The 13,621-nt window shown below is 67.1% G+C and carries 14 protein-coding genes; 5 read left to right on the top strand and 9 right to left on the bottom strand.

Annotated features, from left to right (window positions below):
* The first annotated feature begins 15 nt into the window (after nucleotides 1–15).
* Complete coding sequence (locus tag HBF32_RS12250) at nucleotides 16–1,866, top strand: M1 family metallopeptidase (RefSeq protein WP_166699886.1); 1,851 nt, start codon at nucleotides 16–18, stop codon at nucleotides 1,864–1,866.
* 2 nt (nucleotides 1,867–1,868) lie between these two features.
* On the top strand, nucleotides 1,869–2,867 hold the full coding sequence (locus HBF32_RS12255) for an alpha/beta fold hydrolase (RefSeq protein ID WP_338039774.1): 999 nt from the start codon (nucleotides 1,869–1,871) through the stop codon (nucleotides 2,865–2,867).
* A gap of 58 nt (nucleotides 2,868–2,925) precedes the next feature.
* On the opposite strand, the gene HBF32_RS12260 is transcribed toward HBF32_RS12255, so the two are convergent.
* From HBF32_RS12260 to ttcA, 4 genes are all read right to left on the bottom strand, one after another.
* Nucleotides 2,926–3,693, bottom strand: coding sequence for a M48 family metallopeptidase (locus tag HBF32_RS12260; RefSeq protein WP_166699888.1), 768 nt, complete (start codon nucleotides 3,691–3,693; stop codon nucleotides 2,926–2,928).
* A gap of 70 nt (nucleotides 3,694–3,763) precedes the next feature.
* Entirely contained in the window at nucleotides 3,764–4,672 is a 909-nt protein-coding gene (locus HBF32_RS12265; protein WP_166699889.1) for a recombination-associated protein RdgC, read from the bottom strand.
* A 77-nt stretch (nucleotides 4,673–4,749) separates the two neighbouring features.
* Nucleotides 4,750–5,937: an amino acid aminotransferase gene (locus HBF32_RS12270; RefSeq protein WP_166699890.1), complete on the bottom strand. Its 1,188-nt coding sequence runs from the start codon at nucleotides 5,935–5,937 to the stop codon at nucleotides 4,750–4,752.
* 34 nt (nucleotides 5,938–5,971) lie between these two features.
* Entirely contained in the window at nucleotides 5,972–6,844 is an 873-nt protein-coding gene (gene ttcA / locus HBF32_RS12275; protein WP_166699891.1) for a tRNA 2-thiocytidine(32) synthetase TtcA, read from the bottom strand.
* A 100-nt stretch (nucleotides 6,845–6,944) separates the two neighbouring features.
* On the opposite strand from ttcA, the gene HBF32_RS12280 reads away from it, so the two are divergent.
* Nucleotides 6,945–7,151: a YdcH family protein gene (locus HBF32_RS12280; RefSeq protein WP_166699892.1), complete on the top strand. Its 207-nt coding sequence runs from the start codon at nucleotides 6,945–6,947 to the stop codon at nucleotides 7,149–7,151.
* Complete coding sequence (locus HBF32_RS12285; protein ID WP_166699893.1) at nucleotides 7,152–7,742, top strand: GNAT family N-acetyltransferase; 591 nt, start codon at nucleotides 7,152–7,154, stop codon at nucleotides 7,740–7,742. It begins immediately after the preceding gene.
* Between the two features lie 88 nt (nucleotides 7,743–7,830).
* On the opposite strand, the gene HBF32_RS12290 is transcribed toward HBF32_RS12285, so the two are convergent.
* The 5 genes from HBF32_RS12290 to HBF32_RS12310 form a co-directional block, all read right to left on the bottom strand.
* Nucleotides 7,831–8,850, bottom strand: a complete 1,020-nt coding sequence (locus HBF32_RS12290; protein WP_166699894.1) for an HlyD family secretion protein — start codon at nucleotides 8,848–8,850, stop codon at nucleotides 7,831–7,833.
* A gap of 11 nt (nucleotides 8,851–8,861) precedes the next feature.
* The gene (locus HBF32_RS12295) at nucleotides 8,862–9,059 is read right to left on the bottom strand and encodes a DUF1656 domain-containing protein (protein WP_166699895.1); all 198 of its coding nucleotides are present in this window, start codon (nucleotides 9,057–9,059) and stop codon (nucleotides 8,862–8,864) included.
* Complete coding sequence (locus HBF32_RS12300; protein ID WP_166699896.1) at nucleotides 9,049–11,175, bottom strand: FUSC family protein; 2,127 nt, start codon at nucleotides 11,173–11,175, stop codon at nucleotides 9,049–9,051. Before HBF32_RS12300 ends, HBF32_RS12295 begins: the two co-directional genes overlap by 11 nt.
* A 13-nt stretch (nucleotides 11,176–11,188) precedes the next feature.
* Entirely contained in the window at nucleotides 11,189–11,680 is a 492-nt protein-coding gene (locus tag HBF32_RS12305) for a MarR family winged helix-turn-helix transcriptional regulator (RefSeq protein ID WP_166699897.1), read from the bottom strand.
* 161 nt (nucleotides 11,681–11,841) lie between these two features.
* Nucleotides 11,842–12,579: an SDR family oxidoreductase gene (locus HBF32_RS12310; RefSeq protein WP_425482235.1), complete on the bottom strand. Its 738-nt coding sequence runs from the start codon at nucleotides 12,577–12,579 to the stop codon at nucleotides 11,842–11,844.
* 125 nt (nucleotides 12,580–12,704) lie between these two features.
* Between HBF32_RS12310 and HBF32_RS12315 the strand changes: the two genes are divergently transcribed.
* Complete coding sequence (locus HBF32_RS12315) at nucleotides 12,705–13,616, top strand: LysR family transcriptional regulator (protein ID WP_166700538.1); 912 nt, start codon at nucleotides 12,705–12,707, stop codon at nucleotides 13,614–13,616.
* Nucleotides 13,617–13,621: the final 5 nt, after the last annotated feature.

Consider the following 13,621-nt stretch of genomic DNA (forward strand, 5'->3'; position numbering starts at 1 on the left):
GCCTGGAGCTGCCGCATGCGCCTCATTCCCGTCGTCGCCCTCGCCGCGGCATTTCCCGTCGTGGCCTTCGCCGCCGACCCGCATTCCTACGCCCAGCCGGACGCGGTCCGGGTGACCCACCTGGACCTCGATCTCAAGCTGGACTTCGGCAAGCGCGAGTTGGCCGGCAACGCCACGCTGAAGCTCGACTGGAAGGACGCCAAGGCGAAAGACCTGGTCCTCGACACGCGCGACCTGAAGATCGCCAGCGTCGAGGCCGTGGACGCCGCGGGCAAGGCCACGCCGCTGACCTTCGCGCTCGCCCCGCGCGACAAGGAGCTCGGCTCGAAGCTGACCATCGTGGCGCCGGCCCATCCGGCGGCGGTGCGGATCGCCTATGCGACGGTACCGGAAGCCTCGGGTCTGCAATGGCTCACGCCGGAGCAGACCGCGGACAAGAAGCAGCCCTTCATGTTCTCGCAGTCCGAATCCATCCATGCGCGCTCCTGGGTGCCGCTGCAGGATTCCCCCGCCATCCGTTTCACCTACGACGCGCACGTCAGCGCGCCGAAGGACGTCCGCGTGGTGATGAGCGCCATCAACGATGCGAAGCATCCGTTGAACGGCGACTTCTCCTTCGACCAGCCGCACCCGATCCCGTCGTACCTGCTCGCCATCGCCGCGGGCGATCTCGCGGTGAAGGAAACCGGCCCGCGCAGTGCGGTCTATGCCGAGCCCAGCGTGGTCGGCAAGGCGGCCCATGAGTTCGAGGACACCGAAAAGCTGATCGCCACCACCGAGAAGCTCTACGGTCCGTACGCCTGGGGCCGCTACGACATCCTCGTGCTGCCGCCCTCGTTCCCGTTCGGCGGCATGGAAAACCCGAACATGACCTTCGCCACGCCGACCGTCCTGGTGGGCGACAAGAGCCTGGTCTCGCTGGTGTCGCACGAACTCGCGCACTCGTGGTCGGGCAACCTCGTGACCAGCGCCGCATGGCGCGACATCTGGTTGAACGAGGGCTTCACCACCTACGTGCAGGGCCGCATCACCGAGGCCGTGTACGGCAAGGCCCTGGCCGACGAGGAAGCGCTGCTGTCTGCGCGCGCGTTGCAGAAGAGCATCGGAACGATGCCGGCGAACGCGCAGAAGCTCACGCCCGATCCGCGTAGCGTCGGTGCGGACGATGCGCTGTCCGATGTCGCGTACGACAAGGGTTCGTGGTTCCTGCGCACGCTCGAACAGCGCTTCGGCCGCGAGAATTTCGATACGTACCTCAAGGGCTACTTCGCCCACTTCGCCTTCCAGAGCATCGACACCGACACGATGTTCGCGTACCTCAAGGCCAACCTGCTCGACAAGTATCCGGGCAAGATGAGCGAGGCCGAGGCCCTCTCATGGATCCGGCAGCCGGGCATTCCGAAGGATGCGCCCCTGCCCGCCTCGCCGCGCTTCGACGCCATCGATCGCGAGCGCACCGACTTCCTCGCCGGCAAGCTGGATGCCGGCAAGCTCGACGCGAAGGGCTGGAACACCCAGGAGTGGATGTACTTCCTCGACCGGCTGCCCGACGTGACGCCGCTGGCGAAGATCAAGGACATCGATGCCGCCTGGCACCTCACCGGCACGCCGAATGCCGAGATCGGCATGCGCTGGTACGCGCACGCCATCGCCGCCGGCGACAAGGACGTGTGGACGGCCGCCGCCGAGCACATGACCCGCATCGGCCGCCTGTACCTCACGACGCCGGTGTATCGCGCCTTCGCCCGCACGCCCGAAGGCCTCGCCTTCGCGAAGGAAACCTACGCGAAAGCGAAGAGCGGTTATCACCCGATGACCCAGCAGGCGGTCGAACGCATCCTCGCCGGCAAATCGAAGAAGAAATGAGCATGGCCAGGACTCCCAAGCCCGTCGCCCCCGACACCCGCCCCCTCTGGCAGCGGTTGCTGCTGCGCCGGCTGAAGTTCCTCGTCGTGGTGGCGGTGGTGCTGGGCCTGGGTGCGGGCCTGGTCTACGTCTTCGCTCCCGCGATGCTGCTCAAGGCGGATGCCGCGCGGCAGGCGATGTCGGCTCACCTCGAGAAGAAGAGCATCGTCGCGGGCGATACGACCTGGTCGTATTACGAAGGCGGCGACGGCCCCACCATCGTGCTGCTGCATGGGTTCGCGTCGAACAAGGAAACCTGGCTGGAGACGGCCAAGGGCCTGACCGAGCATTTCCATGTGGTGATTCCCGACCTGCCGGGCTGGGGCGAATCGTCCCGGCACGACGACGGCGATTACGGCATTCCCGCGCAGGCCGACCGGCTCGAAAGCTTCGCCGCCGCCATCGGGGTGCAACGCTTCCTCCTTGTCGGCCAGTCGATGGGCGGCGCGATCGCGGGCGTCTATGCCGACAGGCATCCCGAGCGTGTCGCGAGCCTCGTGCTGATGAGTTCGTTCGGGCTCACCGCCAAGGGGAACGATTTCGTGCGCGACGTGAAGGCGGGAAACAACCCCTTCGTCTACCATGACCGCGCGGGCCTCGAAGCCCTGCTCGCGCGCATCTTCGTCAAGCCGCCGCATATCCCCGGCCGCCTCGAAGATGCCTTGATCGCGCGCAACGAGAAGGACCATGCCTTCATCGAGCGCACGTTCGAGGAACTGAAGGAGCCCGCGCAGGCGTATTCGCTCGATCCGGTGATCGGGAAGCTGAGCATGCCGGTGCTTGGCATCTGGTGCCACGACGACAAGGTCATCGACGTGTCGGCCCTGGATACGCTGCGCGCCGGACTGAAGAGTTCGCCATCCATCGGCGCGACCGTGCTGAATGGCTGCAACCACATGCCGATGCTGGAGAAGCCGGTGGAAACCGCCCGCATCATCACGGGCTTCGCGCTGGCGCATTGAAGCAGTCGGGACGCCGGCTCCCACACAAAGCATCGACTCCCGGAAGATCGTGCGATCGTCAGTCCGCCACGTCGGCGATCAATCGATCGAGCTGCCGCTTCAGCCCGCTGCCATTGGCGCGCAGCCACGCGCGTTGTTCCTTGTGCTCGGGGAACACCGATTCGACCCAGTGCCAGAAGCGCGGCGAGTGGTTGCGCACCTTCAGGTGACACAGCTCGTGCACCAGCACATAACGCAGCGCCGCGGGCGGCGCCAGCGCCAGCGCGAGGTCGAGGTTGATCCGGTCGCGCGTGTCCAGGCTGCCCCAGAGGCTTTTCAGCGGACGGATGCGCAGCGCCGTCGGCGCGGCGTTGATCAGCGGAATGTACGCTGGAAGCCAGCGCGACACGTCGCGGCGGATCTGCGCCTCGAAGTGCATGGCAAGCAGGCCGCGGGCCACCAGGAGCGCGCGCGTATGCGGTCGCGGAATGCTGAGCACGAGGGCACCCGGCTCATGGTCCACGCGCGGATACGCGCCTTCGGCCCATGCCAGCGCGACGTCCTCGCCACGGAACGGGAAGGTGGTCGGCACGCCCACGCGCAACGGCGGCAGCGGCACGGCGTCCAGATGGAACTCGCCGAGTTTCTGCTCTAGCCAGCTGGCGTGATGACGCAGGAAGGCCGTCATCTGCGCCACGTGCGTGCCGTTGGGATAGGTGAGACGGGCGCCCTTGGGGGTCACGGTGAGGCGCAGGCGACGCGCACGCGGGTGCGCGGCCTTCAGCACTCTTATGGTGCCGCCGGTGGGGGTTGCCAGTTCCAGCCAGTCGCCGTCTTCCGAAGCCATGCCGCGAGTCTCTTACCGATCCCGACAAACATCCCACCTACCCGTATCAATGCCTGCGACGTCGCGGTCGTCACTCGGGCCGCGGCAGCTTGAACCACTCTTCCAGCTTGCCCAGCAGGCGTTCGTATTCGAGCGCCATCAGGGCGAAATTCGCGTCCATTTCGGCGGCGGCGGATTCCGGGCTATCGGCCTGTTCGTCCAGCACCACGTCGGTGAACTTGATTTTACGCAGGATCAGGTCCTCGCCAAGCACGAAGGAAATGCGGTCGTCGAAGACCAAACCCAACTGGAAAACCTGCTTCCCGGTCCGCAGGTGCTCCCGAATCTCATCGGTGTCGAGATCCTGGCGGCGGCAGCGCGCGATGGCGCCGGAGGCCGTGGCGGGATCCCGCAGTTCGCACTCGTCGCCCAGCGCCAGCCCGGCCGGGAGTTCGCCCGTGGCGACCCAGTGGGTCATGAGGATCCGGGGCGATTCCTCGGGTGCCAGGGGCACAGCCGGGAAGCTGCCCAGGGCCTCGCGGATCTGGCTCAGCGTGTTCTCGGCCGACTTCCGGCTGGAGGTGTCCAGCACCAGCCAGCCGTTCTTCCGGTCCGCGTAGGCCTTCATGCGCGAGCTGCGCACGAAGGCACGCGGGAGCAGTTCGTTCATCACGTCGTCCTTGATCTTCTTGCGCTCGCGGCCGCTCACCTTGCGGCCTTCCTCTTCCGCGATCTTCTGCACGCGGTTGGCCAGCTCGTCGTTGACCACCGAGGACGGCAGGAGCTTATCCTCGCTGCCCACCGTGACCATCGTGTTGCGGCCGACCACATGGGTCAGGCCTTCCTCATTGCGCCCCAGCGGGGAGACGAAGCCGCGGGTGGACAGCTCCATGGGCCCCACCGGACGCAACCGGTGTTCGGGCAGCGCGTCGTCAAGGCGCTCCAGGTCGGTGGCGACAGGTTCGGAGAAACGGAACAGCGTCAGGTTGCGAAAGAACATGTATCCAGGCATCTCATGCAAAGGAAGAGCCGCGGCGGCCGCGCGCGCGGCCGCCGGCGAAAAATCATTGGAATGGCTTACACGACGCGGGCGATGGCCTCGGCCACGCGATCGATATTGCCCTCGTTGAGCGCGGCGACACAGATACGCCCAGTGCTCACCGCATAGATGCCGAACTCCTCGCGCAGGCGATCCACCTGCGCCGCGGAAAGACCGGAGTACGAGAACATGCCGCGCTGCCGTTCGATGAAGGCGAAGTCGCCGACCTTCGACAGGCGTTCGACAAGGCCACGGCGCATCGCGCGGATGCGATCGCGCATCTCGCCCAGCTCGGTCTCCCACATCGCGCGCAGGCCGTCGTGGTTGAGCACGGCGGAGACCACGGCCGCGCCGTGCGTCGGCGGATTGGAATAGTTGGTGCGGATCACGCGCTTCAGCTGCGACTGCACGCGCAGCGCCTCGTCGTGCGAGGCGGTGACGATCGACAGCGCGCCCACGCGTTCGCCATACAGCGAGAACGATTTCGAGAAGGAGCTGGCGACGAGGAAGGACACGTCCGCCGCGGCGAACAGACGCACTGCCTCGGCATCGGCATCGATGCCGTCGCCGAACCCCTGGTAGGCGATGTCGAGGAAGGGCACGAGACCGCGTTCGCGGACGACGGACAGCACGCGCTTCCAGTCGTCGGTGCGCAGGTCCACGCCAGTGGGGTTATGGCAGCAGGCATGCAGCACGACGATCGCGCCGGCAGGCAGTTTGGCCATCCCGGCAAGCATGCCTTCCACGTCGACGCCGTGCGTGGCGGCATCGTAATACGGGTACTCCACCACCTGGAAACCGGCGCCCTCGAACAGCGCGCGATGGTTTTCCCAGCTGGGCGTGCTGATCGCCACCGGCACCGACGGGTTCAGGCGCTTGAGGAAATCCGCGCCGATCTTCAGCGCGCCGGTACCGCCAAGCGATTGCGCCGTGACCACGCGGCGCTCGGCGAGCAGGGGCGAGTCGGCACCGAACAGCAGCTTCTGCACGGCCATGTCGTAGAGGGCGATACCGTCGATAGGCAGGTACCCGCGCGGCAGCGCCGCTTCCACGCGCGCCTTCTCGGCTTCGCGCACGGCGCGCAGGAGCGGGACGTGGCCGTTGGCGTCGTAGTACACGCCGACGCCGAGGTTGACCTTGTCGGCGCGGGTGTCGGCGCCGAACGCCTCATTGAGGCCGAGGATCGGGTCGCGCGGGGCGAGTTCGACGGAAGAAAACAGGGTCATGGTCGGCAGGCCTTGCAGCGTATGTGGGGAAGGATCAATCGTTATCGTCGATGGCATCGCCGCCGGCAAGCCACGCGCGTGCATCGGCGCGCGGCACGCCTTCGCGCGCACCGAGGGAGGCGAAGTCGAACAGCTGGCGGTCGGTGAGTTGCGAGGGAGCGATGTTGCCCATGGCGCGGAAGATCGTCTCGCTGCGCCCGGGATGGGTCTTTTCCCAATCAGCCAGCATGCGCTTCACCACCTTGCGCTGCATGTTCTCCTGCGAGCCGCAGAGGTTGCAGGGAATGATCGGGAAGCGCCTCGCTTCGGCGTAAGCCGCGATATCGTCCTCGCGGCAGTAGGCGAGCGGACGGATGACCACGTGGCGGCCATCGTCGGACAGCAGCTTCGGCGGCATGGCTTTCAGGCTGCCCTGGTAGAACATGTTCAGGAAGAAAGTGCCGAGGATGTCGTCGCGGTGGTGCCCGAGGGCGATGCGCGTGACGCCGTTGTCCGCCGCCCATTGGTACAGGGCACCGCGGCGCATGCGCGAGCACAGGCTGCACATCGTCTTGCCCTGCGGGATCACGCGGGTGACGACGCTGTAGGTGTCCTGCTCGATGACATGGAACGGCACGCCGCGCGCCGTGAGGTAGTCCGGCAGGACGTGTTCCGGGAAATCCGGCTGCTTCTGGTCGAGGTTCACCGCGATCAGTTCGAAGCGCACGGGCGCCTTCGCCTGCAGCGACAACAGCATGTCCAGCAGGGTGTAGGAGTCCTTGCCGCCGGAGAGGCACACCATCACCTTGTCGCCGTCTTCGATCATGCCGTAGTCGGCGATCGCCTGGCCGACCTGGCGGCGCAGGCGCTTGGCCAGCTTGCCGGTTTCGTAGGTCTGCTTGCGGGTGGCGTCTGGGGTGGCGGACATGCTGCGGGACGAGCCGGAGAGGGGGACCCCTATTGTAGCCGCTGCGGCGGCCCCCGCCCGGCGGTACAATCGCTTCTTCTCCCGCCGCCGGCCGAACGCGATGCAGGTTCAGGATCCCGCACAGCTTGCCCAGCGCCTCGCCGAACTGAAGGTGGAGCACCGCGACCTCGACGCGGCGATCGACCACCTGGCGGCCGCCATCGGCCGGGACGAGCTCCAGCTCACCCGCCTGAAAAAGCGCAAGCTGCTCCTGAAGGACACCATCGCGCGGATCGAGAGCAGCCTCATTCCCGACCTGGACGCCTGAATGGACCCCGTTCGCCTCGAAAACGCCCACGTTACGCTGGAACCGCTATCCCTGGAGCACATCCCCCTGCTGGAACGCGCCGCCGCGGACGGCGACCTGTGGGACCTCTGGTTCACCTCGGTGCCAGCGCCCGGACAGATGGCCGAGTACGTCGAGTCGGCCCTGCGCGGCCAGGAGGAAGGCCGGATGTCCCCGTGGGCCATCCGCGAAAAGGGCAGCGGGGACATCGTCGGTTCCACGCGCTATTACGACATCGTGGCGGACCCGTCCCGCGTCGCCATCGGCTACACCTGGTACGCGCGCCGCTGGCAGCGCAGCCACCTGAACACGGCCTGCAAGCACCTGCTGCTGTCCCATGCCTTCCAGATCGTGGGCGCCGTCGCCGTGGAGTTCCACACGGACGCCTGGAACCAGGATTCGCAGCGGGCGATCGAAAAGCTCGGGGCGAAGCGCGAGGGCGTGCTGCGCGCCCACAAGCGCCGCAAGGACGGTTCGCTGCGCGACACCGTCTGCTACAGCATCCTCGCCACCGAATGGCCCGATGCGGACAAGTGGCTGCAGCTCAGGCTGCGCCGCCTGGCTTCCTTGTAGGAGCCGCTACAACGGCGAGGGGAAGCTACCTCACCGCTTCATCGCTCCGCTGGCTTCTCGCCGCTATAGCGGCTCCCACAGTCAGGCATCATCGGGCCGCCACGGTATTCTCGTGCGAAGGCCGCACGACCAGCGTGGCGGTCATGCCCGCCGACAGCACCGTCCCGGGCGGCAGGTGCGCCGTGTCGATCTTCACCCGTACCGGCACGCGCTGGGCGAGGCGCACCCAGTTGAAGGTGGGATTCACGTCGGCCAGCAGGTCGCTGCCCGTGGGATTGTCGGCATCGGTAATGCCGTGCGCGATGCTTTCCACGGTGCCCTTCAGGCGCACGCCGCCGCTCATCAGGCGGATGTCCACCGGATCGCCCACACGCAGGCCGGGCAGCTTCGTCTCCTCGAAATAGCCGTAGATCCAGTACGAATCGCTGTCGATCAGCGCGAGGCGCGCGGCGCCTGCACTGGCATAGTCGCCGATGCGGACGTCCAGGTTGGTGACATAGCCGTCGACCGGCGCCAGCACCTGCGTGCGATCCAGGTTGAGCTGCGCGGACGCGAGTTCCACCTGGGCCTGGGCCACGGCGGCGAGCGCCTGCTGCTGGGCGGCACTCGCCTGTTTCGTGCTTGCCTGCGCCTGCTGCCAGCCGGCGCGGGCGGCGTTCGCGGCGGCGACCGCGTTGGCCTTGTCTTCCGCCGAGATGACGTTGTTGATGAGTTTCTGCCGACGCTCGGACTGCGCTTCGTACATCTCGTAGTTCGAGCGGCTCTGCTGCGCGCCCGCAAAGGCGGCGTTGATATTCGCGCCCGCCGCCCGCGCGGCCGCCTCGGCGGCGGAGAGGTTCGCCTTCGCCTGGGCGACGGCGTTCCGGTAGCGCGCCTGGTCGACGACGAAGAGCAGGTCGCCCTTCTTCACCGCCTGGTTGTCGACGACGCGCACGTCCGTGACGATTCCGGCCACATCCGGGGCGATGCGCACGATCTCGGCGCGCACGCGGCCGTCGCGGGTCCATGGCGAATACATGTAGTGCTTCCACAACGCATGACCGACGAAGGCCGCGACGATCACGACGGCCGCCGTGGCGGCGAAACGGACGAGGTTGGCGAATCTCATGACGGCATCACTCAGTTGAGGAACAGCGCGAACGCGCCGAAGACACAGACGAAGGCGGCGAGGCGGAACAGCGTCGGGTGCCAGACGAGGCGGTAGAGGCCGAAGCGTCCCGCCAGCCAGTCGAGCAACCACAGCGCGAGCAGTGCCAGGACGAAGAGGACGAGCAACCCCGGAACCAGGGCGTCGCCGAGGGCGATTTCACGAGGCATGGGCGATCTCCTTGGCGGGCGGGGTGTCCGGCATGTATGCGGCGAGGACCGATTCGCCGTCGAGCAGGGCCATGCGGACGAGACGGAGGTGTTCGAGCAGGTGGCGGTGCCCCTCGTGCTCGCAGACGCCGGCGATGGCCGTGGCGACGGCGTCGCGCGCCAGCAGGTAGCTGGCGGGATCGGGCTTCACGTAGAAGCGGGCGAGCGTCGCCAGGACGCCTTCCAGGTAAGGCCGGAGCGTCGGGGGCAGTTCGCCGCGCGCCATGTCGTGGCGCAGTTCGATCAAGGCGCGGCCGGTCTCGTGAACCGCCAGCGCCCACGCGATGAGCGCGCGCGAATCGGCGCTGCCCGGCTCGGTCTGCGCGACCACCTGGCTGAAGAGGTCGTGGTTGACGCTCTCGAAGCGGTGGCGCAGCCCCGGTAGCGGCGCCTCGGCGGCGAGCGCCACCTGGCCGCGCAGGGCGGCGAGCTGGCGGCGGCGCAGCCACGGGCTGCCGATGGCCGACGGAATCACGATGAAGGAGACGACCGCCGACATCAGGCCGACGATCTGCGCGATCGCGTCGTTGATGAAATGAGCCGGGTCGTAGACCTGGTGGTTCTTGAACGCCAGGATGTAGAGCAAGCCCAGCGCCCAGCCCAGTCCGATACCGCCCCAGCGCTGGCTCGCCTGCAGCATCACGCCCACGACGAGGAACGGCAGTACGCCGGCGACCATGAGGCCGTATCCGTCGAGCTGGGTCAGGACGAAGAAATGGCACAGGAAGCCGAGGACCATGCCTATCAGGTAGCCGTAGGTAACGTCCCGGGTGACCCGCGTGGGATTGGGGGTGACGGCGAACAAGCCCGCGAAGATGGTCGCGATCAACATCGCGCTGGACCCGAGCGGCCACGCGCTCTCGATCCAGAACGCGCCGAGGACGAGCATGGTCAACGTCGTGCGCGCCGTCGCGATGCCGGCACCGAGATAATCGTTGCCGCGATCGAAGCGCACGCGCTCCACAGGGCCACCGACGATGCGCGGCGCCTGCAAGGTCGACGCCGCGTCGACGTAATCGTAAAGCTCGCCCGCGAAGCGCAGGAGGAGCGATGCGCCGGTTTCGAAATCGCGCAGATCCTGCTCGTCGGCGAACCCCGCGCGCACCTCCACGGCGTCCTCGCGCATGCGCTCCCGCGCCACGAGCAGCCGCGGCAAGAGCACACGCGCGCCCTCGCCCGCCTCGAGCGGCACCTCCAACGCCTCGCCGAGCGGGGCGTAAAGATGGACGAGCGCATCCGCGGCACGGTCGCGCCGCGCACGCTTGAGCCGGTTGATGAGGTGGTGAAGCGACTGGAAGCTCGTCGACGCCGCCATGAAGCGCTGGTTGAACAGGCGCAGGTGATTGCTTCGGGCGCGTGTCTCCGCGTCTTCGAAGATGACCGAACTGCGCAGGTCCTCGAGCGTCACGGCCGCCCGAACGAAGCGCAGGTGCGCGTTCTCCATGGCATCGCGCGGGATCGCGCCCTCCATGCTCCCGCGCACGAAGCCGAGGAAGTCGCTGAACTGCCCCCGCGCGCTGCGGCGCAGGACATCGCGCACGCGGCTGGGAAAGACCACGTCGCTGATCGCGCCGCTGACGAGGATGCCCAGCAGCACCTCGCTGAGGCGGGCAACCGCGGAATCGAAGACGCCCGGCGGGTTCTCGATGACAGGGACGACGATGACCGCCGCCGTGTAGCCGGCGAGGACGAAGGCATAGGCCTTGAAGTTGCGATACAGCGTGGCTCCGCCCGCGCAGACGCCGAGCCAGAGCGACAACGCGACGAGGAAGAGGTCGCGCTGCTGCGGGAAGGCGGCGACGATACCGATCGCGGCTCCGGCGCCGGCCACCGTGCCGAGCGCGCGGTAGAAACTCTTCGCCAGCACCATGCCCGACTGCCGGTTCGCCACGATGATCGTCGTGATCATCGCCGTGGAAGGCGACGGCAAGGCCAGGCGCATGGCAATCCAGCCCGTGACGAAGATCGCAAGGAGGGTCTTCGCCACGAAGAGCCATACCGAGGCTTCCTCGCGCAGTGTCTCGACGACAAGCCGGCGGCCGAGGGGAACGCTGCCTGAAAAATCGGAACCGGTCATGACACGCGTCCGCTCACTCCCCGAACCCGGCCAGCATCTTCTTCAGGAGGGTCTCGAGCTGCCCCTGTTCGGCCACCGTAAGGTTACGCGTCTGCCGGTGAAGCAGCGTGACGATGTCCGGCAGGAAGTCGGCGATGAGGGCGAGACCCTCGGGCGTCAGCGTGAGCGTGACCTTGCGACGGTCCGCCTCGGTGCCCGAACGAGCGATGAGACCTTTCTCGCACAGTTGCGTGGTGAGACGCGTGACGTTCGCGGATTTCTCCCCGGCGGCATCGGCCAGGGCCGAGGGATGCATGCTGTTGTCGGACGAGCCGTACAGCATCATGAGGATGTTGTACTCGGGATGGTTGAGGCCGTAGGGCCGTAGGGCCGCGTTCGCCTCGTCGTGCACTTCCTTGAAGAGGTGCTTGATCAGGCGCACCAGCACGGCCGGCTCCCGCGGAAAGTCGGGGTACTTGGCGCGGGTGATGTCCAGGCGGGCTTCGGTGGGGGCGAAATCGCGCATCGGGGTGAGTCCTGCGGCAGTTACCTCATAAGTATATAGTTCATTTATGTATATTCAATAGCTGTAGTTATTTCGCGATGCTGCCCGCTAGCAGGCTCGGAATGACCCAGGCCCCCGGCCGCCAGCTATGGTTCGATATCTCCCGATCGGGGATACGGCGGTCAGATGATTCCGCCGTTGGCGCGCAGGACCTGGCCATTGATCCAGCCGCCATCGGGACCGGCGAGGAAGGCAACGGCCGCGGCGATATCGTCGGGCGTGCCGAGGCGCTCGAGCGGCGCGAGCTTGGCGAGGTGATCGATCAGTTCGGCGGACTTGCCGTCGAGGAAAAGGTCCGTGGCGGTGGGACCCGGAGCGACGGCGTTCACCGTGATGGCGCGGCCACGCAGCTCGCGGGCGAGGATCCTGGTGGTGGCTTCGATCGCGGCCTTGGTGGCGGCATACGGCGCGTAGCCGGGCTGAAGCAGGCCGACGACGCTCGAGGAGAAGTTGACGATGCGGCCGCCGTTACGCAGGCGTTTCGCGGCTTCGCGCATCGTGTTGTAGCTGCCCTTCACGTTGATGTCGAAGAGGCGGTCGAAATCCTCGTCCTTCAATTCGGCGACGGTGGACAAGGCCATGACGCCGGCGTTGTTCACCAGCACATCGATGCCGCCGTAGACCTCTTCCACCGTGTCGAACAGGCGGCGAACATCGGCCGCCTTGGAAACGTCGGCCTGCGCGGTGATCGCCTTGCCGCCGGCCGCCTCGATCTCGCGGACGACACCGCCGGCCGCCTGGGCGCCACCGGCGTAGTTCACGACGACGATGAAGCCGTCGCGGCCCAGGCGTCGGGCCACGGCCGCGCCGATGCCCCGCGAGGCACCCGTGACGATGGCGATCCTGGATTCGGTATTCACGTTCATGTCGGTTCTCCGGTACCGGCTCGATTGCCGGGCGTGAACAGCATGCGCGTTGCCATGGGTTGGATAATCCACCAATATCTGGCTTCACTATTCCGCTTTCTGGAACAACTATCGTGTCCCTGGATCGCTTCGAGACCATGCGACTGTTCGTCCGGATCGTGGAGCGACGCAGCTTCACCCTCGCCGCGAGCGACCTCGACCTGCCGCGCTCGACGGCGACCCAGGCAATCAAACGGCTGGAAACCCGGTTGGGCGTGCGCCTGCTCCAGCGGACCACACGCCACGTGAGCCCCACGCTGGACGGCGAGGCCTACCATCGCCGCTGCGTCGCCATCCTCGCGGACATCGAAGATGCCGAAGCAGCCTTCGTGGACGCGCGCCCGACAGGGATGCTGCGCGTGGACATGCACGGCACGCTGGCGCGAACGTTCGTGCTTCCCGCCTTACCGGAATTCCTCGCGCGATACCCCGGCCTGCGCGTGCACCTTGGCGAAGGCGACCGCTGGGTGGATCTCGTGCGCGAAGGGGTGGATTGCGTGCTGCGCGTGGGCGACCTCCACGACAGCAGCATGGTGGGACGGCGGCTGGCGATGCTCGAGGAAGTGACCTGCGCGAGTCCCGATTACCTGGCGCGACATGGCACGCCGCAATCGCTGGCGGACCTCGATGGCCATGTCGCCATCGGCTTCCTGTCGACGGCGACCGGCAGCATCATCCCGCTGGAATTCATGGAAGCCGGCGGGCTGCGCCAAGTCACCCTGCCATCGGTGGTGAGCGTGGCGGGCGCGGAAACCAATACCGCCCTGGCACGACTGGGCCTGGGGCTTACCCAGGTGCCGCGCTACCACGTGGCGGCGGATCTCGCCGCGGGCAGACTGGTAGAGGTGTTGCCCGACCTTCCTCCCAGGCCTTCGCCGGTATCCCTGCTCTATCCGCAAAGCCGCCAGCTTTCGCCGCGCGTGCGCGTGTTCATCGATTGGGTCAGCGAGACGTTCAGGGCTCGCGCCGGCGATGGCGTCCGGATGTCCTGACGACG

It is taken from the genome of Luteibacter yeojuensis (genome assembly GCF_011742875.1).
GTDB classification, from domain to species: domain Bacteria; phylum Pseudomonadota; class Gammaproteobacteria; order Xanthomonadales; family Rhodanobacteraceae; genus Luteibacter; species Luteibacter yeojuensis.

Excerpts from the sequence above, each read along its gene's own strand:
- HBF32_RS12250 (WP_166699886.1), top strand. The coding sequence starts at position 16 with ATGCGCCTCATTCCCGTCGTCGCCCTCGCCGCGGCATTTCCCGTCGTG.
- HBF32_RS12300 (WP_166699896.1), bottom strand. The coding sequence starts at position 11,175 with ATGACCGGTTCCGATTTTTCAGGCAGCGTTCCCCTCGGCCGCCGGCTT.
- ttcA (WP_166699891.1), bottom strand. The coding sequence starts at position 6,844 with ATGTCCGCCACCCCAGACGCCACCCGCAAGCAGACCTACGAAACCGGC.
- HBF32_RS12290 (WP_166699894.1), bottom strand. The coding sequence starts at position 8,850 with ATGAGATTCGCCAACCTCGTCCGTTTCGCCGCCACGGCGGCCGTCGTG.
- HBF32_RS12255 (WP_338039774.1), top strand. The coding sequence starts at position 1,869 with ATGGCCAGGACTCCCAAGCCCGTCGCCCCCGACACCCGCCCCCTCTGG.
- HBF32_RS12280 (WP_166699892.1), top strand. The coding sequence starts at position 6,945 with ATGCAGGTTCAGGATCCCGCACAGCTTGCCCAGCGCCTCGCCGAACTG.
- HBF32_RS12295 (WP_166699895.1), bottom strand. The coding sequence starts at position 9,059 with ATGCCTCGTGAAATCGCCCTCGGCGACGCCCTGGTTCCGGGGTTGCTC.
- HBF32_RS12285 (WP_166699893.1), top strand. The coding sequence starts at position 7,152 with ATGGACCCCGTTCGCCTCGAAAACGCCCACGTTACGCTGGAACCGCTA.
- HBF32_RS12305 (WP_166699897.1), bottom strand. The coding sequence starts at position 11,680 with ATGCGCGATTTCGCCCCCACCGAAGCCCGCCTGGACATCACCCGCGCC.
- HBF32_RS12260 (WP_166699888.1), bottom strand. The coding sequence starts at position 3,693 with ATGGCTTCGGAAGACGGCGACTGGCTGGAACTGGCAACCCCCACCGGC.
- HBF32_RS12265 (WP_166699889.1), bottom strand. The coding sequence starts at position 4,672 with ATGTTCTTTCGCAACCTGACGCTGTTCCGTTTCTCCGAACCTGTCGCC.
- HBF32_RS12270 (WP_166699890.1), bottom strand. The coding sequence starts at position 5,937 with ATGACCCTGTTTTCTTCCGTCGAACTCGCCCCGCGCGACCCGATCCTC.